Here is a 22,647-nt window from a genome sequence, read left to right on the forward strand (position 1 = left end):
CATGGCCGTACCCAAGAAAAAAGTTTCCAAGTCCCGCAAGGGGATGCGCCGTTCCCACGACGCCTTGACCGCGCCCAACGTCATTTTGTGCTCCTGCGGCGAGGCCACCCTGCCTCATCGCGTGTGCCCCAGCTGCGGCACCTACAAAGGCCGCCAGGTGCTCAAGCGGGATGAGTCCGAGTCCTAGACCCCGTCTCGCCGTGGACGCCATGGGGGGGGATTTCGGCCCCAACGTGGTGCTCCCCGGCGCGATTTCGGCCGCCAAGCTGCGCAAGTACGACCTGCTCCTGGTGGGGGAGGAGTCGCGCATTACGGCCGAGCTCGCCAAACTCGACACGCGCGGGTGCAACTACCGCATCGTGCATGCGTCCCAGGTGGCCGAGATGCGCGAGAAGCCGTCGGAGTCCCTGCGCAAGAAGCGGGACTCCTCCATCCAGGTGTGTTGCAACCTGGTGCGCGACGGCGAGGCCGACGGGCTCATCAGCGCGGGCAACACCGGCGTGACCCTGGCGTGCAGCCTGTTCACCCTGGGACGCATCGAGGGGCTCGACCGGCCGGCCCTGGCCACCATCATGCCCACCGAGACCTCGCCCTGCGTGCTGGTGGACGTGGGCGCCAACGTCGACTGCAAGCCCGTGAACCTCTTGCAGTTCGGCATCATGGCCGACGTGATGGCGCGCATCCTGTTGCGCTGTCCCTCGCCCAAGGTGGCCCTGCTCTCCATCGGCGAAGAGGAAGGCAAGGGCAACTGGCTGGTGAAGGAAGCCTACGAGCTCTTCAAGTTCTCCTCCCTCAATTTCGCGGGCAACGTCGAAGGCCGGGACATCTTCACCGGCGAATACGACGTGGTGGTCTGCGACGGGTTCGTGGGCAACGTTTCGCTCAAGCTGGCCGAAGGGCTGGCCATGTCCATGGGCCGGCTCCTCAAGGGCGAGCTCAAGCGCGGATTCTTCGCCAAGATCGGCACCACCCTGGCCCTTTCCTCCCTGAAGCGCTTCGCCAAGCTCATGGACTACGCCGAATACGGCGGAGCCCCCCTTCTGGGCCTGAACGGAACGGTCATCGTGGCCCATGGGTCGTCCAACGCCAAGGCCATCCTCTCCGCGGTGGACATGGCCGGATCCCTGGTGCGCATGGGCGCGGACAAGCTCCTCAAGGACGGGCTGGCCGCCAACGCCGACTTCTCGAATTTCGTCAAACGTGCGGCGCCCGCCATGGCGTCCTCCTAACCCATCAGGATCAGCACATGCTCAAAGGTCGTTTCACGCTCGAAGGCATCGGCAAGAAGGTCCCCAAGCGCGCCCTGACCAACGCCGATCTGGAGGCCATGATCGACACCACCGAAGAGTGGATCGTCACCCGCACCGGCATGAAGACGCGCTACATCTCCGGGCCGGACGAACCCTGCACCGTGCTGGCCGAAGGCGCCTGCCGCGAGGCCCTGAAGGACGCAGGACGCCCCTTGGAAGACGTGACCCACGTCTACCTGCACACCCTGACCGGCGACGCCATCCTGCCCGCGGCGGCCTGCACCCTCATCGACCGCCTGGGCCTCAACGGCCGCCCGGCCTGCGACCTGAACGCCGCCTGCACCGGTTTTCTCTACGCCATGGAAATCGCCCTGGGCACCCTGTCGCTTCGCCCCGAATCCGTAGCGCTCATCTCCTCGGCGGACATTCTCACCAGCCGGGTCAACTGGGAGGACAGGGCCACCTGCGTGCTGTTCGGCGACGCGGCCTGCGCGGCCGTGATCTCCACCAACGAACCCAAGCCCGGACAGGCCATCATCGAAGACGTGGTGCTGCACAGCGACGGCTCGCTCGGCCAATATCTGACCATCAAGGGCGGCGGCTCGGCCAACCCTCTGAAGCTTGGCGACACCGTGGGTCCCAACTTTTTCATCGAGATGCTCGGGCAGGAGCTGTTCAAGCACGCCGTGCGCTCCATGATTTCGGTTTCCCACGAAATCCTGGAAAAGAACGACCTCAAGCCCGAGGACGTGGACCTCATCATCCCCCACCAGGCCAATTTGCGCATCATCGACGCCGTGAGCAAGCGCCTCAAGGCCGGGCCCGAAAAGGTCATGGTCACGGTGGACCGCTACGGCAACACCTCCGGGGCGTCCATGGGCCTGGCCATGACCGACGCCAAGGCCGAAGGCCGCATCAAGCCCGGAACGCGGGTGCTGCTCACGGGCTTCGGCGGCGGTTTCACCTGGGGATCGGCCCTGCTCAAATTCGTCTAAGGCGCGCAAAGAGTTTCATTTTGGCCTTTGCCTTTGGCCCCACTTGCGATACGGGACTTGAGCCCGACACGAAACCCATACATACGATACGATGAAAACACCTCCCCGTCTCACAGCCCTCGTCACCGGCGGATCGCGCGGCATCGGCGCGGCCGTGGCCAGACAGCTGGCCAAGGACGGCTTTTCGGTCCTGCTCACCTACGTGTCCAAGCCGGCTGAAGCCCAGGCCGTGGCGGCCTCCATCCTGGCCGAAGGGGGCGAGGCCGCGGCCTTGCACCTGGACGTGTCCGACACCGCGGCCATCGCCGCCTTTTTCAAGGAGCACGTGGCCGGCAAGGTCGAACTCGAAGTTCTGGTCAACAACGCCGGCATCACCAAGGACGGCCTGCTCGTGCGCATGAAGGACGACGACTTCAACATCGTCACCTCGGTCAACCTCACCGGGGCCTTCGTCTGCCTGCGCGAGGCGGCCAAGCTCATGATGAAACGGCGCAGCGGACGCATCGTCAACATGGTTTCCGTGGCCGGCCAGATGGGCAACTCAGGTCAGGCCAACTATTCGGCCGCCAAGGCCGGTCTCATCGGTCTGACCAAGACCGCCAGCGTGGAGCTCGCTCCCCGCAACATCACGGTCAACGCCGTGGCTCCCGGTTTTATCGACACGGACATGACCGCCGTTCTTTCCGACGAAGTCAAAAAGACCCTATTGGATCAGATCCCGCTCAAACGCGTGGGCACCGCGCAGGACGTGGCCTCGGCCGTGTCCTTTTTCGCCTCGCCCGGCGCGTCGTACATTACCGGACAAGTACTGGCCGTCAACGGCGGCCTCTACCGCTAGCCTGGATTACACCCCACACCCCTTTGGAGGAAGCCATCATGTCCGTTGCCGAGAAAGTTAAGGAAATCGTCGTCGACCAGCTGGGCGTCTCCCCCGACGAAGTGACCCTCGAAGCCAAGTTCGTGGATGACCTGGGAGCCGACTCCCTGGACCTGACCGAACTGATCATGGCCATGGAAGAAGAGTTCGGCGTGGAAATCGCCGACGAAGACGCCCAGAAAATCATCCGGGTGCAGGACGCCATTACTTTCATCGAAGCCAAGCAGAAATAAGACGCCCCTAGCCCGGCCTGGCCGGTCCTCACCCGCCCGGCCGCCAGACTTTCGAAGGTGCCGACATAATGAAGCTCAATCGTGTTGTTGTTACCGGCATGGCCGCGGTCACGCCGATAGGCAATGATCTGTCCACCAGTTGGAGGAATCTGCTCGACGGCGTCTCCGGCGCCGCCCCCCTGACGCGCTTTGACGCCACGGGATACGACACCACCTTCGGCTGCGAAGTGAAGGGATTCGAGATCTCCAAGCACGTGCCGCCCAAACAGGCCAAACGCATGGACCTGTTCACCCAGTACGCGGTGGCCGCTGCGCTCATGGCCGTGAAGGAAGCCGGACTCGAGATCACTCCCGAGTTGGCTCCCGAAGTCGGCGCGCTCATCGGCTGCGGCCTGGGCAGCCTGGGGACCATCGAAACCACGCACTCCAAACTCCTCAAGGACGGACCGACCCGCATCTCGCCCTTCTTCATTCCCGTGGTCATCGCCAACATGGCCGCCGGACAAGTGGCCATCTTCACCGGGGCCAAGGGGCCGAACCTGGCCACCACCAGCGCTTGCGCCTCCGGCGCGCACGGCGTGGGCTACGCCTACACCGACATCCTGCTCGGCCGGGCCAAGGCCATGGTGTGCGGCGGTGTGGAATCGGCGGTTTCGCCCCTGGCCATCTCGGGCTTCAACGCCCTCAAGGCCCTGTCCACCCGCAACGACGAGCCCACCAAGGCCTCGCGGCCCTTCGACAAGGACCGCACCGGCTTCGTGCTGGGCGAAGGCGCGGGCGTGCTCGTGCTCGAATCGTTGGACTTCGCCAAGGCCCGTGGAGCCAACATCCTGGCCGAGGTGGCGGGATTCGGGGCTTCGGGCGACGCCTTCCACATGACCGCTCCGCCGGAAAACGGCGAAGGCATGGCCCTGGCCATGCGTTCGGCCCTGCGCGAGGCGGGCATGCGCCCTGAAGACATCTCCCTGATCAACGCCCACGGGACCTCCACCTCGCTCAACGACCAGTGCGAGACCCGGGCCATCAAGACCGTGTTCGGCGACCACGCCCACAAGCTGGCCGTCACGGCCAACAAGTCGATGATCGGCCACTGCCTGGGCGGAGCCGGAGCCATCGAAAGCGTGTTCTCGGTCAAGTCGGTGATGGAGGACATGGTTCCCCCCACCATCAACTACGAGACCCCCGACCCCGAATGCGACCTGGATTGCACGCCCAATACGGCGCGTTCCATGCCCGTTCACGCGGTGATGAACAACTCCTTCGGTTTCGGAGGAACCAACGCCTGCGTGATCTTCAAGAAATACCAGGATTAAAGCCCCGGGAAGCGCCGCCTCCCGTACGGACAACCAGGGCAACCCTTTTGCAGGCGATCAACGGACTTTGCGGCGCGTGCGCCGCCAAGTCCGTTGACGCTTTTTCGGCCAAGGAGACAGACATGGAAGAACTTTTCATCCGCGACCCCCAGATCGCCGAGGCCATGGCCAAGGAGATCGAACGCCAGGTGAGCGGACTCGAACTCATCGCCTCGGAAAATTTCGTGTCCACCGCCGTGCGCCAGGCCCAAGGGTCGGTGATGACCCACAAATACGCCGAAGGCTACCCGGGCAAACGCTACTACGGCGGCTGCGAATTCGTGGACGTGGCCGAGGATCTGGCCCGCGAGCGGGTCAAGGCCCTGTTCGGCTGCTCCTGGGCCAACGTGCAGCCCCACTCCGGCTCCCAGGCCAACATGGCGGTCTACTTTTCGCAACTCGTCCCCGGCGACACCATCCTGGGCATGGACCTTTCCCACGGCGGTCACCTCACCCACGGCAGCCCGGTGAACTTTTCGGGCCGCTTCTTCAAGGTGGCGTTCTACGGCGTGCGCAAGGAAACCGGCACCATCGACTACGACGCCCTGGAAGCCCTGGCCCGCGAACACCGGCCCAAGATCATCGTGGCCGGCGCCAGCGCCTATCCCCGCGTCATCGATTTCGCCCGGTTCCGGGCCGTGGCCGACGAAGTGGGAGCGCTGCTCATGGTGGACATGGCCCACATCGCGGGCCTGGTGGCCGTGGGCCTGCACCCAAGCCCGATCGGAGCCGCCCACGTCGTGACCTCCACCACCCACAAGACCCTGCGCGGTCCGCGCGGCGGCCTGATCCTGGCCGACGAAGACCTGGGCAAGAAGTTCGATTCCCAGATCTTCCCTGGCATTCAGGGTGGACCGCTCATGCACGTCATCGCGTCCAAGGCCGTGGCCTTCGGCGAGGCCTTGCGCCCCGAGTTCAAGACCTACCAGGAGTTGGTGGTCAAAAACGCCCGGGCCATGGCCGACGGCCTGTTGGCCCACGGCTACGACCTGGTCAGCGGCGGCACGGACAACCACCTCATGCTCGTGGACCTGAGCAACAAGGACGTCACCGGCAAGGACGCCCAGATTGCCCTGGACGCCGCCGGCATCACGGCGAACAAGAACACGGTGCCCTTCGAAACCCGTTCGCCCTTCGTGACCTCCGGCATCCGCCTGGGCACGCCGGCCCTGTCCACGCGCGGCATGGGCCCAGAAGACATGAAGAAGATCGTCACCTGGATCGACGCCGCCATCATGGGACGCGACAACGCCACCAAGCTGGCCGAGATCAAGGCCGACGTGACCAAGTTCGCCCGGCAGTTCCCGCTGTTCGCCTGGTAGCGGACGCCCCGCGCCAGGCGCCAAAGGCGCGAAAAAGCGCCCGGCGCCCACGCCCGGCGATTCACGCTCGGGAAGCGGCGCGCTCGGGCCAAGGCCGCCAAAACAGACGACTGACGCCAACAAGGGCCGCCGGGAAAAATTCCGGCGGCCCTTGACGTTTCCCGCGGCGAAAAAAATTGTTTGTGAAACTGACCGACGGCGGTTACCCAAAACCACCTGCACGCGGACAAGACACCCGCCGTGTTCACCATATCGCCCGACGAGGAACCACCTCCATGGACCAACGTCTCCCCTGGCCGCAGTATTTCATGAGCATCGCCCGCCTGGTGGCCGAGCGCTCCACATGCCTTCGGCGCAAGGTGGGGGCCATCGCCGTCAAGGACAAACGCATCCTGGCCACGGGCTACAACGGCGCGCCCATCGGCACGGCGCACTGCCTGGACATCGGCTGCCTGCGCGAGAAGCTGGGCGTCCCTTCGGGCGAACGCCACGAACTGTGCCGAGGCTTGCACGCCGAACAGAACATCATCGTTCAGGCCGCGGTGCACGGGGTGTCCATCTCCGGGGCGGAGATCTACTGTACCCACCAACCGTGCGTCATCTGCACGAAAATGCTCATCAATTGCCAAGTGACCAACATCTACTACGCGGCCGGCTATCCCGACGAACTTTCCCGGGAGATGCTGGCCGAAGCCGGAGTGCGCATTGAACCGCTTGCTGCTTGCGAGGACGCCTGACGAACGTTTCATGGCCAAGGCCGTGTCGTTGGCCCGACAGGGCCGAGGCGGAGCCTGCCCCAACCCCTGCGTGGGCGCCGTTCTCGTGCGGGACGGCAAAATCGTGGCCCAGGGATGGCACCAAGTGTGCGGCGGCCCCCACGCCGAAGTGAACTGCCTGGCCGACGCCGCCGCCAAAGGCGTGGACCCGGCCGGGGCCACCCTGTACGTGACCCTGGAACCCTGCAACCACCACGGCAAGACGCCGCCCTGCACCCAGGCCCTCTTGGCCGCCAAGGTGGCCGAAGTGGTGGTGGGCTGCGCCGACCCCAATCCCGACGTGGCGGGCGGAGGGTGCCTCACGCTCACCAACGCCGGGGTCAAGGTGCGCGTGGGCGTGCTGGAACAGGTCTGCCGCGACCTCATCGCGGACTTTCGGGTCTGGCGCTTCACCGACCGCACCTACAACGTGCTCAAGCTGGCCTCCACCCTGGACGGACGCATCGCCGCTCCGGGTGGACGTCCGGGATGGATCTCCGGGCCGGAGTCGCGGCGCTACGTGCACCACATGCGCAGCGTGGCCGACGCGGTCCTCGTGGGCGGGGCCACCCTGCGCACGGACAATCCCAGGCTCAACGTGCGCCTGGACGAACATCCCGAACCCGAAAACGCCGACGCCTCCCCGACCGACGCCCCCGCCGGTCCCGGGTGTTCCCTCGGCGCCGGCGCGCCCATCCGCCAGCCCCTGGCCGTGGCCGTCACCACCCGCCTGCCCGAACCCAACGGCCCCCTGGCGCTTGTGCGCGAGCGTCCCCAGGAGACCATCCTGTGGACCACGCCGGCCCAGGCCGCCTCGCCCACGGCCATGGCCCTGACCGAACGCGGCGTGCGCGTGTGGGGCCTGCCGCCCCTGGGCGCGCGCCTGGACCTTCGGGCCGGATTCGTCCGGCTGCGCGAAGAGGCCGGCTGCCACGCCACCCTGTGCGAAGGCGGCGGAGCGTTGGGTCTGGCCTTGCTTGAACAGGGGCTGGTGGACGAATTCGTGCTCTTTCTGGCTCCCAAGGTGCTGGGCGACGCCCGAGGCGTTCCCCTGTTTTCCGGCCGCCTGGCCGACTCCATGGAAGATTGTCTGTCCCTGCGTCTGGCGGAAACCGCCATGAGCGGAAACGACCTGCGTTTGACCTATCGCCTGTTGGAGGAGCGTCCGTGAAACCCGACGACGAAACCCCGGAATCGCGCCGCACCAAGCGCCGTGAACGCCTGCTCCTGGCAGCCTGCGGATTGGCTCTTCTCGCCTGGGCCTTTCTGGCCGCGCCGTCCTGGGCCGGCAATCCATGCGCCGTAAGCGACTCGCCCGTGCCCCCCGACTGCCGGCAGATGCTGCTTTGCGTGGGCGACGACTGGCAGTCGCCGTCCGGCACGCTGCGCTTTTACGAACGCGCCGACGCCAAGGCGCCCTGGAAAGCGGTCGACGGGCCTTTTCCCGTGATGCTCGGCCGAAACGGCCTGGGCTGGGGCCTGGGCCTAAACGTCCGGATAGGCGACGGCCCGGTCAAGCGCGAGGGCGACGGCAAGGCCCCGGCCGGTGTCTTCGCCCTGGGACCGGCCTTTGCCCGCGATCCCGCCGAGCTGGGGGCAAATCCCGGCATGCCGGTGCTCGACATCCGTCAGCGCCTGCTCTGCGTGGACTCCCCCCAGTCGCGTTTTTACAACCGCATTCTGCCCGCCGACCAGGCCCAGCCCAAGGACTTCGACAGCGCCGAAGACATGCTGGAAGTGGGCGATCCCTACCGCTTCGGCCTGGTGGTGGAGCACAACGTCTCGCCCACCAAGCCCGGCGCGGGCTCCTGCGTATTCATGCACGTCTGGCGCGCCCCGGACAAGCCCACGGCCGGCTGTACGGCCATGGACGCCCGGAACCTGAAGGCCCTGCTGGACAGGATCCGGCAACAGTCCCATCCGGTGCTGGTCCAGTTGCCGCGCGACCAGTACGAGCGCTTGCGCATCCTCTGGGCCCTGCCCGCCCTGGACTGACCGCTCGCACTACAACGAAAACGGGGGAGGCGTCCGGCTCAAGGCCGGAAGCCTCCCACGAAACGTTTGTTCCGGGCAAACCGCGCGTCAGCGGGGAAAAAGCCCCAAGGCCTTGTAGACCGTGGTGCGCACGGTCTCGTGGAAATCCGACCCCGCTCCGCAGGGGGCGGTGTTGGTGGTCACCACCACCGACAGGCCGTTGGACGGGTCCACCCAAAAGCTCGAACCGTAGACCCCGCCCCAGAACCAGCACCCGCGCGGATAGAGAGAGTGGGTCTTTTCGGGATCGACAAGCACCCCCACTCCGTAGCCAAACCCCCAACCCGGGGCCAGGGCTTGCATCCTGCCGATCCGGTTGGTGGTCATGGCCTTGGACAGGGCCGGGCTCAAAATGGGGCCGCCGCCCGTGCGCAGGGCTTCGACAAAAGTCAGATAGTCGCCCGCCGTGCCGACCATGCCGGCCCCGCCCGAGGCCGGAGACTTGGGGTTGAGAACGCGTCCGGGGCAAAAGGTCATTTCCCGGCCTCCGGGCGAGACGGACACGTAGGTTTCGCCCATGCGGTCCACGGTTTCGGTCGTGCGGGCGTAAGACGTGGACAGGTCCGACGTATCGGTGACCAAAAAGCCGGTGTGCCGCAGGCCCAGGGGCTGCGTGACCGTCCGGCGCACCACCTCGGGCAGGGGCGCGCCTCCCGCCCGGGCCAGCACCGCGCCCAGCACGTCCGTGGCCAGGGAATACCCCCAACGCGAGCCGGGAGCAAAAAACAGGGGCACCCCGCCCAGCCGACGCAGGTTTTCGGCCTCGTCGAAGTCGGGGCAGTCCAGGCCGTCCGAGACCTTGGCCAGACGGTAGGGGCCCTTCGCGTCCTGGGCGAATCCGTATCCCAGGCCGGAGGTGTGGGTGAGCAGGTGGCGCACCCGTATCTCGGCGGGCGTACCGTCGACCAGGGTGGGGGTGAATCCCGGCAGCCATTCGCTGACCATGTCGTCGAGCCCCAGCTTGCCCTGCGCGATCAGGGACAGGGCCGCGGCCGAGACAAAAGGCTTGCTCATGGAGGCCAGGCGCACCACGGTATCCTCGCGCATGGGCGTCTTGGACTCCCGGTCGGCGTACCCCGCGGCGCGGTGGTAGATGAGACGGCCGTTTCGCGACACCAGAACCACCACGCCCACCACCCGGCCGGCTTCGGTTTCCTGAGCCAGAAGGGCGTCCAGACGCGACGCGAGCTCGTCGTGGGAGCCGGCGCAGGCCAGGCAGGTCGTCAAAAGCCAAAGCGCCAGGATCAGCGGCAGTTTCCGCAGAAAACCCGCCGTGTTGGCTTTGTTCACCGCCCGGTTCGAGAAGCCGACATCATCGCTTCGGCCGGCGGCCGACGATTCCGGATTGGTCACGCGACCTCCCGTGTTACCCCATGCGCAGGGATTTGATGTTCACCAGTTCAAGCAGACCGTGACGACCCAACTCCCGGCCGAACCCCGAACGCTTGGCCCCGCCGAAGGGCAGGCGCACGTCCGAGGCCACCCGGGCGTTCACCGCCACATTGCCGGCCTCCAGCTTGCGGGCCATGGCCAGGCCCTTGTCCGGGTCCCCCGTCCACACGCTGGCCCCCAGGCCGTAAGGCGTGTCGTTGGCCACCGCCAGGGCGTGGTCCGCGTCTTCCACTTCGCTGATGCAGGCCAGGGGCCCGAAGACCTCCTCCTCGAAGACGCGCATGCCCGGCCCCACCCCGGCCAGCACCGCCGGCGCGAAAAAGAAGCCCGGGCCTTCCTGGCTGCCTCCGGGCAGCGCGGCGCGCGCTCCCTTGGCCAGGGCGTCGTCGTATTGCGCCTGCAGATTGGCGCGAAGATCCTGGCGGGCCATGGGACCGATTCGCGTGCCCTCGGCCAGCGGATCGCCCAACACGAGTTCGGAAACGGCCTTGGCGAGCTTTTCCTCGAAGGCCTTGGCCACCGCGCGCTCCACCAGAATGCGCTTGGGCGCGATGCACACCTGGCCCGCGTTGGCGAACCGGGCGGTGCAGGCCGTGGCCGCGGCGGCGTCCAGATCCGCGTCGGCCAACACGATGAAGGGGTCGGACCCGCCGAGCTCCATCACGGCCTTCTTGAGCGCCCTGCCCGCCTGGGCGGCCACGGACTCGCCCGCCCGGCAGGAGCCGGTCAGCGTCACCAGGCGCACCCGGGAGTCGGTGATCACCGTGGCGGCAAGGTCGTTGCCGATCACCAGGGTCTGGAACACCCCTTCGGGCAATCCGGCCTCCAGGGCCAGGCGCTCCACGGCCAGGGCGCAACCCGTGGTGATGGGAGCGTGTTTGAGCAGCATGGTGTCGCCGGCCATCAAGGCCGGGGCCGCGGCGCGCAGCACCTGCCAGTAGGGGAAATTCCAGGGCATGATGGAAAACACCGGACCCACGGCGTCGTAGACCACGCGCGCCCCGTTTTGATCCGGCTCGTCGGCCAGCATGGCCTCGGCGTTTTGCGTAAAATAGTCCAAGGCCTCCACGCAACGCCCCACCTCGGCCACGGACTCGGACAAGGGCTTGCCCATTTCCCGGGTGCAGATTTCGGCCAGGGACCGGGCCCGGTCGCGCATGAGCCCGGCCAGGACCGTGAGGGGCTTCGCGCGCTGGGCGAAGCTGCGATCGCGCCAGGCGGGCCAGGCGCGCCAGGAACGTTCCAGAGCTTCTTCCACATGGGCCGGGGTGTGCTCGGCGTGTTGGGCGAACACTTCTCCCGTGGCCGGATTGACGCTTTGTATCATGACGATTTCTCCGAATGGAAACAGCCCGGACAAAGCCGGGCGATTGTTCGTGGACGACGGGTCCGGGGCGCTAGCAGCCTGTCGCAAAATCCTGGCTGGCGGCGCCCGCTTCACAAAAGGCAAACCGTCTTGCACGCGCACCGCGTGTCGGGCTCGGCTTTCCTTCGCGCCTTGACGGCAAATATCCGGAACAGGCCGCGCGGTTCGGCGTTTTCAACGGCCTGCCAGGCCCGGCGAGCCGCCAGGACGGATCGCGGCGCTCGGGAGGCGATGGGGAGGGTCGCAAATCGCGGCGCGCGCACTCGCCAGACGCGCCATAATGGCCAATTTTCGCCCACGGCGCAACCGGCGCGCACGGCCGCCGGGAGAGCGGGCGGGCTTTCGTCCGGGGTCGACGTTTTCGCCCCCGCGCCCGCCTACCCCCCGGCCTCCCCGACAAGGTCCGCCAGGCTCCCAAGCATGGCCCGGTGGTGGGACCCGGCCCAGAACACCTTGCCGCAGCAGGGGCAAAGCCGGAATTCGTGGTAATAGAGCCGGGTCTTGGGTTCGAGACGGTGGAGCACCCGCGCCTTGTCCACGGGCGCGAGCACTTCGTTGCAATCCAGACACCGGGTGAAGACGGCAAACGGCGGCTTCAACCCGAAAAACCACAACACCTCGCGCAGTTGCCCGTGCGGATGGTTGGCCCGCAACAGCCTTGCCCAGCCCACGTTCTTGCGTCTGCACAGCCCCCGGTCCCTGGTGAGCAGCACCCGCGATTCGCGCACGGCCCGTTCGGCCAGGCCCGCGTCGTCCAGGGTTCGATCACTCGCCGCGTCCAGGCCCAACAGGCGCAACAGCCGGCCCAGCCGGTTCACGTTGGCGTCCACAAGAAAACGCAAGGCCGGCAGGGGGGCCGGGCGCAGGGGATGGGGCGCGGTCACGTCCACGGGAACCCAGGCCGCAAAGGCGTCCAACCGGTCGTCGGGCTCCACCGGACGCTCGAAGCCGGACGGGCGCCCCCGCTGCGACAGTCCCCACACTTCGGTGTGGGGAGCACCCAGCGCTTCGAGCACGTCCTTGGTGGACGCGCGGCGGGTGACGGGGTAGATCACCCGTTCACGCCCGACAAGCTGAGCCAGTTCGCCGTGAAATTGGAGAATCGCCGTGCTCGTAAACGCCTCCGTTTTGTGGGCCGTGGCGGCCCTGTGGTCCGTGTTCGCGGTCGGCGCCCTGTCCCGGGCGCTCAACGCCCGCTCCCTGGCCGGGGCCCCGCCCGCGGACATCACCCGACTCTTCGGGGCCGTGGACTGGGACCGCTCCCGGGATTACGTGGTCGCGTCCGGCCGTCTGGAAACCCTGCGCGAGGCCACGCTGGGCCTGCTGCTGACCGGCTTTCTGCTGGCCGGGGGCGTGGGCTGGCTCGACACCTTCGCCAGAGGGCTGGGGTTGGACGAACCGGGCGTCGGCCTGGTTTTTCTGGGCGCGCTGGCCCTGGCCCAGTTCCTGACGGAACTGCCCTTCGACATGGCCTCCACCTTCGGCGTGGAAGCGCGCTTCGGCTTCAACACCGCCACCTGGCGAGTCTTCGCCGCCGACCGGCTCAAAGGCCTGGCGCTCACCCTGGCGCTCGGCGGGGCCGTGCTCTTCACCGTGCTGTGGGCGTTCTCCACCCTGGGCGCGTGGGCCTGGCTGGTCGCCTGGGGAGCCGTGGGCTGCGTGCTCGTGGCCCTGGTGTACCTGGCCCCGGTCTGGATTCTTCCCCTGTTCAACGTCTACACCCCCTTGCCGCCCGGCCCGCTGCGCCAGGCCATCGAGGATTTCGTGCGCGAGCAGGGTTTTTCCCTGGACGGCGTGTTCGTCATGGACGGCTCCAAACGCTCCACCAAGGCCAACGCCTTTTTCACCGGCCTGGGCGACAAGAAGCGCATCAGCCTCTACGACACCCTGCTGCGCTCCCTGGACCAGGACGAAGTGCTGGCCGTGCTGGCCCACGAGATGGGTCACGCCAAGCTGGGACATCAAACCCGGGGGCTCGTGCTGGCCCTGGTCAAGCTGGGGGCGCTTCTGGGGCTTATGCAAATCTTTCTGCTGGCCGGGGGCGTGCAGGCGGCTTTCGGGGCCGCGGTCCCTTCGGTCCACGTGGGTCTTCTGCTTTTCGGCATCTACGCCCAACCCCTGAGCCTGGCCCTTTCCGTGCTGGCCAACGCGAGCTCGCGCGCCTGGGAGCGCCAGGCCGACGCCTTCGCCGCCCGCGCCGGCCTGGCCATGGCCTTGTTTCGGGCGCTCAAAAAGCTCGCGGTCACCAACCTGGCCAACCTCACGCCGCATCCCCTGACCGTGTGGCTCACCGCCACCCATCCCCCCGCGGTCGAGCGCCTGCGCGCCCTGGAACGCCTGGCCGAAACCTGCGGCCCTCAGTCCAGCGCGCAGTAGCCCTGGGGCAGCTTGGCGCACTCGGTGAACACCCGCTTGTCGCAGCAGGCGCAGACCCGTTCGTCCAAGTTGGCCAGGATGGACCGCAGGGCGTCCGTCTTCTGCACGAAGACCTCGCCCTCGCCCAGGCCGCGCATGCAGCCGCCCCGGCGCAAAAAATCCAGCACCTCGCGCTTGAGCGAGCACATGTACAGCCTGCGCCCCTCCCGAGCCAGGGAGGTGCGCTCCTGGAAGAGCATCTGACAACCGGTGACGTCGATGAAATTCACCCCGCTGGCCACGATGAGCACGTGCCGCCGCTCGGACTGATTGGCCAGGATGTGGTGAAGCTCTTCGGAAATATGGTTCACGGCCCCGAAAAAGATGGAACCGTCCAGACGCAGGACCAGAAGCTGGGGGCACTCCGGCAGGTCGAAGGCGACGGCGTTGCGCCAGGGCCGCTTGGGCGAGGACGCGTCCGGCGCAATGGCAATGAAGTGGGGATGGGCCGTGCGATTCAGGTAGAAGAGCAGCGAGAGCATGACGCCGGCGAACAGGGCGAACTCCAGACTGACCACCAGGCTCGATCCGGCGGTGAGGGCCATGACCACGGTTTCCGACCGGCTGGTGCGGACCACGCGCAGGATGTCCGGCACATGCACCAGGCTCGCCGCCACCACCACCAGGGCGCCGGCCACGGCGGACAAGGGCAGCCAGGCCGTGAGCGGGGCCACCAGGAGCACCACCCCGGCCACGCACACGGCCGAAACGATAGCCGATAGCGGGGTCGCGGCCCCGGCCTCCAGATTGACCCCGGTGCGCGTGAAGGACCCCGACGAGGCATATGCCGAAAAGAACCCGCCCGCCAGGTTGGCCAGTCCCTGGGCGGCGAACTCCTGGTTGTTGTCCAGGCGTTGTCCCGTGCGCGCGGCCGCGGCCCTGGCTATGGACACGGCCTCGGCCAGGCCGAGCATGGCCACGGCCAGCGCGCCCGGAATCAGTTCGCCCACTCGCGAAACCTCCACAAAGGGCCAGGAGAGCGGCGGCAGGCCTTCGGGCAACGCGCCCACAAAGTGCAGGCCGCGGGCTTGGCCGTCCAGAAACCAGGCCAGCAGGCTGGCCGCCACCAGGGCCAGCAAAAGTCCCGGCAGGCGCGGAGCCGTCCGGCGCAGGACGGCGGCCACGGCCAAGGCGCAGCCCCCCACGGCCACGGCCTGGGGATTGGCCTGGGCCACGGCCAGGGGCAGGTGCCTGAGAAAGAGCGGAAACGACTGCTTGGGCAGTTCGACGCCCAACAGATGCCCCACCTGCCCCATGGCGATGAGCACGGCCGCCCCGGCGGTGAACCCGGTCATGACGGAAAGCGACACGAAATTGATGATGCCGCCCAGCCGGGCCATGCCCAGAACCAGTTGAAAAAACCCGGCCAGAAACGTGAGGGCCAGCACCATCTGGATGTAGTCCGGCGTGAAGGGCTGGGCCATGGCGCTGACGTTGGTGAAGATCACGATGGAGATGGCCGTGGTGGGGCCCGAGACCAGATGGTGCGACGAGCCGAAGAGCGCGGCCAGCACCGTGGGGACCATGGCGGTGTAGAGTCCCATTTCGGGCGGCAGCCCGGCCACCAAGGCGAAGGCCACGCCCTGGGGCAGCACGATGATGGCCCCGGTGAGTCCGGCCATCAGGTCGGCCTTGAGGCCCGCCCGGCTCACCGCGCCCCGCCAGGGACACGGGGCGGGAAAAAACACGTGGGCCGATATCCATGCCATCGCCTGGCCGAGTTTCGTCATGGCGGCTCCTTGCGCGCACAGCCCGCGCCGGCGGGGGTACGCTTTATCGGACCGGACCGAAGGCGAAGCCCTGTTCCGGCCGTTTCCGCCGCCCCGGCCGAATGCGCCGGGATCGCGGTTCGAACCAGTGTAGCCGAAAATGGCCCGGACGCAACGGAAGCTGGGCTCAGGGACGAAAGGAATCGACCGTTTTTGCGGCCCGCAAGGCCCCACGCGCACCAGACGCGGGCCTTGCGGCCCTGGCCGGCAGACCGGAAAAGATCGGCCGTCCGCCTGGATACGGCCGAAAACGGACCCTTCGCGCCCCGACCGAGCCGGTACGGCCGAAGCCGGCGCAGGGGGCGCGCCGCCCGGCAGGGTCAGGCCGGCTTGGCGGGGGGCGTCGGCTTGACGGAGGCGTCCGCTTCGGCGGCATGATCCGCGCCGTCGCGTCCTTCCGGCTCGACGGGCGCTTTCAGCTCGGCGGAATCCGAAGACGCATCCGACCCCGCCGATTCCACCGATTCGACCGATTCGGCGGGCTTCACCGATTCCACCGGCTCCTCGGCCAACGCCGGCTCCCCGGGCTGGACGGATTCGTCGGCATCCACCGCCTGGCCCCCTCCGTCCTCTCCGACCGGCCCGCCGAGCGCTTCGGGTTCGCCGGACGCGGCAGGCTCGGAGACGGTCGCGGCCTGGGCGACGGGTTCACCCGCGTCGGCGGCGACAGGCGTCACGGTCGAAACGGCCTCGCTGGACGCGGCGACCGAGGGGGGGACGACGGGTTCGACGGGTTCGGCGGTCGGTTCGGTTTCCTCGGGCAGGTCGGCCGCGTCGGTCAGAGCGGACACATCGCCGGGCATGTCGGACACGCCGGACACGTCTGGCATACCGGACATGTCAGGCATGCTGGCCAGATCGGACGCGTCCGCCACATCGGCCATGGCAGCCACGTCGGCCTCGACGGCCAGGTCGTCCTCCTCCGTCGTCGAAAGACGGATTTCAGTATCGTCCGCCTGGGCCGCCTCGCCAAACCGGTCCGTCTCCCCGTCCGGGACCACGTCTCCGGGAAAGGCCCCCCCGTCCTCCTGTCGGAGGGCGAAGAACTTGGGCCCGATCAGGGGCGGGGAATCCTCGTCCACTTTCTGGTCGAGCAGCACCCAGGTGAGTTCGTGCTTGTTGTTGAACAGATGCACCAGCTTCGCGCCCGGCCAGGAGGCGAACTTGGCCGCGGTTTCATGATCGGTGGCGCCCTGGAACTTCACCGTGCATACGAAGTTTTTCACCCGGCCGAAGGTGCGCCAGCGGTCCACCAGACGCCAGAGCCGGTCCGGGTAGCAGATCACGTCGCAAAAGAGCCAGTCCACCACGCCCACCTCGCGCGGGTCCAGGGCGAAGGCGGACAGTTGGCGGGATTCCACGCCGGGCATGGCCTCCACGCGCGGGTCGAGCAGGGCCTTGTCCACGCTGAGCACCCTGCAACCGAGGCTGGCCAGGACCCAGGCCCAGCCGCCGGGGCTGCCGCCCAGGTCCAGGCAGAAGCTGCCCGGACTCGGTGCCTGGCCCAACAGGGTGAAAAGCTCCCACAGCTTGAGATAGGCGCGGTTGGGCGGGTCCTGCTTGTTCTCCACAAAGAGCACCTCGCCGTGGGGAAACGGGCTCGAACAGGCCGGAGAGGCCACCACCACGTCCTTGTCCAGCAGGGTCCAGGCGCCCAGCGGGGCCGTGGGCGGGGCCGTGCCGATCTCCACGGGCTTGGGCCGAACGGCGGGCAGTTTTTCTTCGATCAACTTGGCCCGGCGGTGCTGACGCACGGAAAACAGCGACCAGTTGCGCTGCAGGGCACGCAGCTTGCCCGCCGCGTCGCCGATGGACTCTATGGGAATACGCCGGGGATTGAGCCAGATATTCTGCGCCCAGGCCGCCGGACGCGGCGGGCCGGGCGCGAAAACCAGACGATCCGCCACTTCGATGGCGTCGCCCAATTCGTAGACGAGTTCCTTCACGAACCCCTTGGCGGCAAGATAAACAGTAAACTCCATAACGCGCATCGCCTCCGGCGGCCAGTTCTGCGGCCTTTGCGTCCTGAAGGGACGGAAATCCTTCACGGTCGCCGAGCGTGAACTGTCTCACAAAACATTGACATCGCTCGGGGGGTTTTTTACGCAAAAAAGTCTTTTGGGGAAGTCCCAATCTCGCCCGAGCGCCGGGCGAAACACATTTCTCCAAGGGACTTTTCGAGTTTCCGCGCACGAGCGCAAAAGTCAAGGGGATGACGGCACGCAACGTCCATCCCCCGGCTTGGCGCGCGCTTTGGCGCGGGTAAACCACGGCCGGAGCTTTCCGGCCGGGCATCGGGCGGCACGCCTTGGCCTTCGGGCCGACACGCCCGTCCGGCCCATGGCCAGCGACCGCTCGGGGAGCGCGGGAACCTGGACGCGAACAATCCGTTCGCGACGCGTTCCATGGCGATTCCCCTTTTTTCCGGAGGCTTCTACAATGGCAGGACTCGTGGTGCACGGCGCCCAGTGGGGCGACGAAGGCAAGGGCAAGATCGTGGATCTGCTCACCGAACAGTGCGAACTCATCGTGCGTTTTCACGGCGGCAACAATGCCGGCCACACCCTGGTGGTGGGGGGCGAGAAAACCGTTTTGCACCTCATTCCCTCGGGCATCTTGCATTCCGACAAGCGCTGCGTGATCGGCGCGGGCGTGGTGCTCGACCCCGAGGTCTTTCTCACCGAGATCGACGCCCTGGCCTCCAAGGGGGTGGACTGCTCCCCGGCCAGGTTGGCCGTGAGCCATCGCACCCACGTGATCTTGCCCTACCACAAGCGCCTGGACGCGGCCCGCGAATCCGCCAAGAAGAAAGGGGCCAAGATCGGCACCACCGGCCGGGGCATCGGCCCCACCTACGAGGACAAGGCCTCGCGCGTGGGCGTGCGCGCCGGCGATTTTCTCGACGAGGCCCTGCTCGAAACCAAGGTGCGCCACGCCCTGATCGAGAAAAACGCCCTGCTGGCCGGGCTCTACGGCGAAGACCCCATCGACGCCGACCAGTTGCTGGCCGCCCTGTTGCCCTTGGCCCGGCGCGTGGCTCCCCACGTGGCCGACGTTCCCGGCCTGCTGCAACAGGCCTTCGCCTCGGGCGCGAAGGTGCTTTTCGAGGGCGCGCAGGGCACGCATCTCGACATCGACCACGGCACGTATCCCTTCGTCACCTCGTCGAGCTGCCTGGCGGGCAACGCGGCCGCCGGATCGGGCTGCGCCCCGGGCAAGATCGGCCGGGTGGTTTCGGTGGTCAAGGCCTACACCACCCGCGTGGGCGCGGGCCCCTTTCCCACGGAACTCAGTTGCCCGGACGGCGAACACCTCCAGTGCGTGGGCGCGGAATTCGGGGCCACCACCGGACGCAAGCGCCGTTGCGGCTGGCTCGACGCCGTGGTGGTGCGCGAGGCCGTGCGTTTGAACGGCTCCACCGAACTGGCCATCACCAAGCTCGACGTGTTGGGCGGACTCAAGACGCTCAAGATCTGCACCGCCTACCGCCACAAGGGGGCCGAGATCCTCTATCCTCCCCAGGAGGAGAACGGCCTGGCCCACGTGGAGCCCGTGTACGAGGAAATGCCCGGCTGGAGCGAAGACATCACCGGTGCGCGCTCCTTTGACCAACTCCCCGAAAACGCCCGCAAATATTTGCTGCGCGTGGAAGAGCTGGCTGGCGCGCCCATCGGCCTGGTCTCCGTGGGGCCGGACCGGGCGCAGACCATCTTCAGGAGCTAGGAACCGAACATGACCGGCGCGGCCCCCTTCGCCCCAGATCAAAGGCAGGAGCGGGCCCGCGCCCGTCTGGATCGGCTGGCCGAAAATCCGCCCCAGGTGCTGGTCATCGAGGGCGGACAGGCCGACGAGCGCGAAAACGCCGCCCTGTACTACGCGGCGGCCCTCAATTGCGCGCGCCGGGGCACGGGAGGAACGGGCGCCTGCGGCGTCTGCGAAGCCTGCGCGCAGGTGCGCGACAAGGTGTTTCTCGATCTGGTGTTTCTCGACGGACGCGAGCAAAGCATCAAGGTGGAGGACGTGCGCGAGGTGCGCCAGAAGGTGGGCGAGCCCCCGCGCGGGCCGGGTTTCCGGGTGGTGGTGCTCACCGAGGCCCAGGGCCTCACCCCCCAGGCGGCCAACGCCCTGCTCAAGTCCATGGAGGAGCCGCGTCCGGGCAACTGTTTCGTGCTCCTGGCCCCGCAACGCGAGCGCCTGCTGCCCACCCTGGTCTCGCGGTCGTGGACCGTGACCCTGGCCTGGCCGGACACGGCCCGCGCGCCCGGCGAAGGCCCAGAGGACACGACCGAATGGCTGGACGCCCTGGAGCGCTTCTGGCGCACCGGACGCGGGCTCCTGCCCCTGACCGGAACCAAGGGCCGGCTCACCCGCAACCTGGCCCAGGCCGTGGTGCTGGACCTGTCGCGCGAGTTGGCCGGAGTGCTGGCGGGACGCCCCGGCGGGGCCCTCGGCCAGTTGCTGGCCGCCAGGCTGGACCTGGCCGGACTGCGCCGCCTGGACGTGCTGCTGGCCGGCGCGCAGGAGGTCCTGGTGGGCCAGGTGTCTCCCCCCCTGACGCTCGAATGGCTGGCCACCCGCGTGTGCCTGTGGCTGCGCTGAACGGACGGGACCGGCCAACCGCCGGGAATCTTTCGGCCCGCCGGACGCGGGTCGGCAACAGTTTTGCCCGGATGGGCGCGGCCGGCCGCCAGCGGCCAGGAAACGCGCGTTTCCCCCGGCGGCCATGACGGTGCCCCTATGACTTCTGCCCAATCCCCCCGCGATCCCCGGAGCCACACCGCCCGGCTGCTCATCACCTGCGCCGACCGACCGGGCATCGTGGCCGCGGTCACCCAGTTCCTCTACGCCCACGGGGCCAACATCACCCAGCTCGACCAGCACTCCACCGACCCGGAAGGCGGCAAGTTCTTCATGCGCCTGGAGTTCCAGACCCCGCACCTGGACCTGGGGCTGGCGGCCTTTCGCGCCGCGTTCGAACAGGTGGTGGCCGCGCCCTTCGGCATGGCCTGGTCCGCGCGCCAGGCGTGGCCGCCGCGCAAGCTGGCCGTCTTCGTGTCGCGCCACGAGCACTGCCTGCTGGAGATGCTCTGGCGCTGGTCGCGCGGGGAACTCGAATGCGAAATCACCCAGGTGCTCAGCAACCATCCCGACCTGCGCGAGGCCGTGGAGCGCTTCGGCGTGCCCTTCCACGTGCTGGACAACGGCGCGGGCGACGCCCCGGGCAAGCGCCAGGCCGAGGAACAGGCCCTCGATCTTCTGCGGGACAAGGCCGACGTGGTGGTGTTGGCCCGGTACATGCAGATTCTCTCCGGCGAGTTTTTGGACCGGGTGGGAATGCCCTGCATCAACATCCACCACTCCTTTCTGCCCGCCTTCATGGGGGCCGACCCCTATCGCCAGGCCTTCGAGCGCGGCGTGAAGATCATCGGGGCTTCGGCCCACTACGTCACCGCCGAACTCGACGCCGGCCCCATCATCGCCCAGGACGTGGCTCCGGTCTCGCACCGCCACGGCGTGGAAGCCCTCAAGGAACTGGGCCGGGACCTGGAGCGCCGGGTGCTGGCCAAGGCCGTGCGCGCCCACCTGGAAGACCGCATCATCACCGACGGGAACAAGACCGTGGTGTTCTAACGCATTTCATGTATCATACCGCCCGGCCACCCGGAGACGCGCCGGGGCGCCCTCCCCGCTCCACGACAGCGGCCTGAGGAGCACGCCCCGCCGGGCCTTTCGCATGACCGCTCCGGTTGCGGACCGACCGTCGCAACCGCTCCAACGGGAGAACGTCGCCATGTTCAAACGCTTTTCCGCCCGGTTTTCCTTTGAATCCGTCATGTTGTTCTGCGTGGCCCTGCTGTTGGGCGCAGCCCTGGTCTGGGCGCTCACGGCCGGGCACGCCCCCTCCCAGGCGGCCTACGCCAAGTACGCCAAGGAACTCGAACTGGTGAGCGACATGCGCGCCGCCCTGTCCGGCCAGGCCCTGGCCGCCACCAACGCCGCGCTTTCGAGCGACGACGCCGACGCCGTCCGCTTCGCCGGGCAGGTCAAGGACCTGGGCAACCGCCTGGAAACCGAACGCGCGGACCTGGCCGGACTCTTCGACTCCGAGCGCCAAAGCGCGGAAGCCGCCCAGCTTGGCGACTTCACCCAGGCGTGGCGCGTGTTGGAATCCACCTACCAGGCCCTGGCGGACCTGACCGGACGCAACACCAACGCCAAGGCCTACGGTCTGGCCTACGGTCCGGCCGCCAAGGCCCTGGCCGACTTCGACCTGGCCTCCGCCAGCCTGGCCCGAGGCCACGACAAGGACGCCTGCGACGCGACGACGGCCCTGATCCTCACCGCGCGCCTGAGCCTGTACCGCATCCTGGCCCTGCTGCCTCCCCACATCGCCGAGGCCGACCCCGGGGCCATGGACGCCCTGGAAGCCTCCATGGGCAAAGCCCGCGAGCAGGCCCGCGTGGCCCTGGACGAACTCGCGGCCAGACCCGGAGCGAACGACGATCCGAACATGGCCAAGCTCCGCCAGGCCTACGACGATTTTTTCCGGCTCACGGCCCGCATCGTCCCCCTGTCCAGGGAAAACACCAACGTCCGGTCCCTGGAGATCCTGCTGGGACAGAAGCGCAACGCCCTGGCCGTGTGCCAGGACAGCCTCAAGAGCCTGGAGCGGACCCTGCGCGAACGCCAGTACAAGGCTTGGCGCTGAAAGCGCCCGCGCGACGCGCCTTCGTGATTCCCATGCCGACAGACGCCCGCGTCGATTTCCTTGCAGGCCCGGCCCGGCGCGCCCGGACGCGCGGCCCGGCCTCGAACTTCTCCCTTGTCGTTTTTTTTCAGAGTATGGTAGTGGATATTTGATGACCACGACCAGAACATCCTCCCTT

The 22,647-nt window shown here is 67.6% G+C and carries 20 protein-coding genes; 15 read left to right on the forward strand and 5 right to left on the reverse strand.

Annotated elements, in window-relative coordinates:
* Position 1: 1 nt before the first annotated feature.
* From rpmF to ACYQ01_RS10035, 10 genes are all read left to right on the forward strand, one after another.
* Entirely contained in the window at positions 2-187 is a 186-nt protein-coding gene (rpmF, locus tag ACYQ01_RS09990; protein ID WP_459933695.1) for a 50S ribosomal protein L32, read from the forward strand.
* A complete protein-coding gene (gene plsX, locus ACYQ01_RS09995) occupies positions 171-1,229 on the forward strand; it encodes a phosphate acyltransferase PlsX (protein ID WP_459933696.1) in 1,059 nt (352 codons plus the stop codon). Before rpmF ends, plsX begins: the two co-directional genes overlap by 17 nt.
* 17 nt (positions 1,230-1,246) lie before the next feature.
* Positions 1,247-2,245 (forward strand): beta-ketoacyl-ACP synthase 3, encoded by a 999-nt coding sequence (locus ACYQ01_RS10000; protein ID WP_459933697.1) that lies wholly within the window; start codon positions 1,247-1,249, stop codon positions 2,243-2,245.
* Between the two features lie 91 nt (positions 2,246-2,336).
* Positions 2,337-3,083: a 3-oxoacyl-[acyl-carrier-protein] reductase gene (fabG, locus tag ACYQ01_RS10005; protein WP_459933698.1), complete on the forward strand. Its 747-nt coding sequence runs from the start codon at positions 2,337-2,339 to the stop codon at positions 3,081-3,083.
* 38 nt (positions 3,084-3,121) lie between these two features.
* Positions 3,122-3,355, forward strand: a complete 234-nt coding sequence (locus ACYQ01_RS10010; protein WP_459933699.1) for an acyl carrier protein — start codon at positions 3,122-3,124, stop codon at positions 3,353-3,355.
* 68 nt (positions 3,356-3,423) lie between these two features.
* Complete coding sequence (fabF, locus tag ACYQ01_RS10015) at positions 3,424-4,668, forward strand: beta-ketoacyl-ACP synthase II (RefSeq protein WP_459933700.1); 1,245 nt, start codon at positions 3,424-3,426, stop codon at positions 4,666-4,668.
* Between the two features lie 122 nt (positions 4,669-4,790).
* Positions 4,791-6,029: a serine hydroxymethyltransferase gene (gene glyA / locus ACYQ01_RS10020; RefSeq protein WP_459933701.1), complete on the forward strand. Its 1,239-nt coding sequence runs from the start codon at positions 4,791-4,793 to the stop codon at positions 6,027-6,029.
* 275 nt (positions 6,030-6,304) lie between these two features.
* The gene (locus ACYQ01_RS10025) at positions 6,305-6,766 is read left to right on the forward strand and encodes a deoxycytidylate deaminase (RefSeq protein WP_459933702.1); all 462 of its coding nucleotides are present in this window, start codon (positions 6,305-6,307) and stop codon (positions 6,764-6,766) included.
* A gap of 10 nt (positions 6,767-6,776) precedes the next feature.
* Positions 6,777-7,955: a bifunctional diaminohydroxyphosphoribosylaminopyrimidine deaminase/5-amino-6-(5-phosphoribosylamino)uracil reductase RibD gene (ribD, locus tag ACYQ01_RS10030; protein ID WP_459933703.1), complete on the forward strand. Its 1,179-nt coding sequence runs from the start codon at positions 6,777-6,779 to the stop codon at positions 7,953-7,955.
* A complete protein-coding gene (locus ACYQ01_RS10035; protein WP_459933704.1) occupies positions 7,952-8,779 on the forward strand; it encodes a L,D-transpeptidase family protein in 828 nt (275 codons plus the stop codon). The genes ribD and ACYQ01_RS10035 overlap by 4 nt, the downstream gene beginning before the upstream one ends.
* Positions 8,780-8,866: 87 nt before the next feature.
* Here ACYQ01_RS10035 and ACYQ01_RS10040 read toward each other — a convergent pair whose 3' ends face one another.
* From ACYQ01_RS10040 to ACYQ01_RS10050, 3 genes are all read right to left on the reverse strand, one after another.
* Positions 8,867-10,171, reverse strand: a complete 1,305-nt coding sequence (locus tag ACYQ01_RS10040; RefSeq protein WP_459933705.1) for a serine hydrolase domain-containing protein — start codon at positions 10,169-10,171, stop codon at positions 8,867-8,869.
* 13 nt (positions 10,172-10,184) lie between these two features.
* Positions 10,185-11,537 carry an aldehyde dehydrogenase family protein gene (locus ACYQ01_RS10045; RefSeq protein WP_459933706.1) on the reverse strand — a complete coding sequence of 451 codons (1,353 nt, stop codon included), beginning with the start codon at positions 11,535-11,537 and terminating at the stop codon, positions 10,185-10,187.
* A gap of 416 nt (positions 11,538-11,953) precedes the next feature.
* Complete coding sequence (locus ACYQ01_RS10050; protein WP_459933707.1) at positions 11,954-12,631, reverse strand: Mut7-C RNAse domain-containing protein; 678 nt, start codon at positions 12,629-12,631, stop codon at positions 11,954-11,956.
* Positions 12,632-12,683: 52 nt separating this feature from the next.
* Between ACYQ01_RS10050 and ACYQ01_RS10055 the strand changes: the two genes are divergently transcribed.
* The gene (locus ACYQ01_RS10055; RefSeq protein WP_459933708.1) at positions 12,684-13,952 is read left to right on the forward strand and encodes a M48 family metallopeptidase; all 1,269 of its coding nucleotides are present in this window, start codon (positions 12,684-12,686) and stop codon (positions 13,950-13,952) included.
* Here ACYQ01_RS10055 and ACYQ01_RS10060 read toward each other — a convergent pair.
* A complete protein-coding gene (locus ACYQ01_RS10060) occupies positions 13,934-15,721 on the reverse strand; it encodes a SulP family inorganic anion transporter (protein WP_459933709.1) in 1,788 nt (595 codons plus the stop codon). The two genes, ACYQ01_RS10055 and ACYQ01_RS10060, sit on opposite strands and share 19 nt — an antisense overlap.
* A 359-nt stretch (positions 15,722-16,080) precedes the next feature.
* Complete coding sequence (locus ACYQ01_RS10065; RefSeq protein WP_459933710.1) at positions 16,081-17,742, reverse strand: SAM-dependent methyltransferase; 1,662 nt, start codon at positions 17,740-17,742, stop codon at positions 16,081-16,083.
* A 457-nt stretch (positions 17,743-18,199) separates the two neighbouring features.
* Here ACYQ01_RS10065 and ACYQ01_RS10070 point away from each other — a divergent pair, with 457 nt between their 5' ends.
* From ACYQ01_RS10070 to ACYQ01_RS10085, 4 genes are all read left to right on the forward strand, one after another.
* A complete protein-coding gene (locus ACYQ01_RS10070; protein ID WP_459933711.1) occupies positions 18,200-19,483 on the forward strand; it encodes an adenylosuccinate synthase in 1,284 nt (427 codons plus the stop codon).
* 9 nt (positions 19,484-19,492) lie between these two features.
* Positions 19,493-20,359, forward strand: a complete 867-nt coding sequence (locus tag ACYQ01_RS10075; RefSeq protein ID WP_459933712.1) for a DNA polymerase III subunit delta' — start codon at positions 19,493-19,495, stop codon at positions 20,357-20,359.
* 138 nt (positions 20,360-20,497) lie between these two features.
* The gene (gene purU, locus ACYQ01_RS10080) at positions 20,498-21,391 is read left to right on the forward strand and encodes a formyltetrahydrofolate deformylase (RefSeq protein WP_459933713.1); all 894 of its coding nucleotides are present in this window, start codon (positions 20,498-20,500) and stop codon (positions 21,389-21,391) included.
* A gap of 160 nt (positions 21,392-21,551) precedes the next feature.
* Positions 21,552-22,469, forward strand: coding sequence for a hypothetical protein (locus tag ACYQ01_RS10085; RefSeq protein ID WP_459933714.1), 918 nt, complete (start codon positions 21,552-21,554; stop codon positions 22,467-22,469).
* Positions 22,470-22,647: the final 178 nt, after the last annotated feature.

The sequence above is a fragment of the Fundidesulfovibrio butyratiphilus genome (genome assembly GCF_054657235.1).

Excerpts from the sequence above, each read along its gene's own strand:
- rpmF (WP_459933695.1), top strand. The coding sequence starts at position 2 with ATGGCCGTACCCAAGAAAAAAGTTTCCAAGTCCCGCAAGGGGATGCGC.
- plsX (WP_459933696.1), top strand. The coding sequence starts at position 171 with ATGAGTCCGAGTCCTAGACCCCGTCTCGCCGTGGACGCCATGGGGGGG.
- ACYQ01_RS10000 (WP_459933697.1), top strand. The coding sequence starts at position 1,247 with ATGCTCAAAGGTCGTTTCACGCTCGAAGGCATCGGCAAGAAGGTCCCC.
- fabG (WP_459933698.1), top strand. The coding sequence starts at position 2,337 with ATGAAAACACCTCCCCGTCTCACAGCCCTCGTCACCGGCGGATCGCGC.
- ACYQ01_RS10010 (WP_459933699.1), top strand. The coding sequence starts at position 3,122 with ATGTCCGTTGCCGAGAAAGTTAAGGAAATCGTCGTCGACCAGCTGGGC.
- fabF (WP_459933700.1), top strand. The coding sequence starts at position 3,424 with ATGAAGCTCAATCGTGTTGTTGTTACCGGCATGGCCGCGGTCACGCCG.
- glyA (WP_459933701.1), top strand. The coding sequence starts at position 4,791 with ATGGAAGAACTTTTCATCCGCGACCCCCAGATCGCCGAGGCCATGGCC.
- ACYQ01_RS10025 (WP_459933702.1), top strand. The coding sequence starts at position 6,305 with ATGGACCAACGTCTCCCCTGGCCGCAGTATTTCATGAGCATCGCCCGC.
- ribD (WP_459933703.1), top strand. The coding sequence starts at position 6,777 with ATGGCCAAGGCCGTGTCGTTGGCCCGACAGGGCCGAGGCGGAGCCTGC.
- ACYQ01_RS10045 (WP_459933706.1), bottom strand. The coding sequence starts at position 11,537 with ATGATACAAAGCGTCAATCCGGCCACGGGAGAAGTGTTCGCCCAACAC.
- ACYQ01_RS10060 (WP_459933709.1), bottom strand. The coding sequence starts at position 15,721 with ATGACGAAACTCGGCCAGGCGATGGCATGGATATCGGCCCACGTGTTT.
- ACYQ01_RS10065 (WP_459933710.1), bottom strand. The coding sequence starts at position 17,742 with ATGGAGTTTACTGTTTATCTTGCCGCCAAGGGGTTCGTGAAGGAACTC.
- ACYQ01_RS10070 (WP_459933711.1), top strand. The coding sequence starts at position 18,200 with ATGGCAGGACTCGTGGTGCACGGCGCCCAGTGGGGCGACGAAGGCAAG.
- ACYQ01_RS10075 (WP_459933712.1), top strand. The coding sequence starts at position 19,493 with ATGACCGGCGCGGCCCCCTTCGCCCCAGATCAAAGGCAGGAGCGGGCC.
- purU (WP_459933713.1), top strand. The coding sequence starts at position 20,498 with ATGACTTCTGCCCAATCCCCCCGCGATCCCCGGAGCCACACCGCCCGG.
- ACYQ01_RS10085 (WP_459933714.1), top strand. The coding sequence starts at position 21,552 with ATGTTCAAACGCTTTTCCGCCCGGTTTTCCTTTGAATCCGTCATGTTG.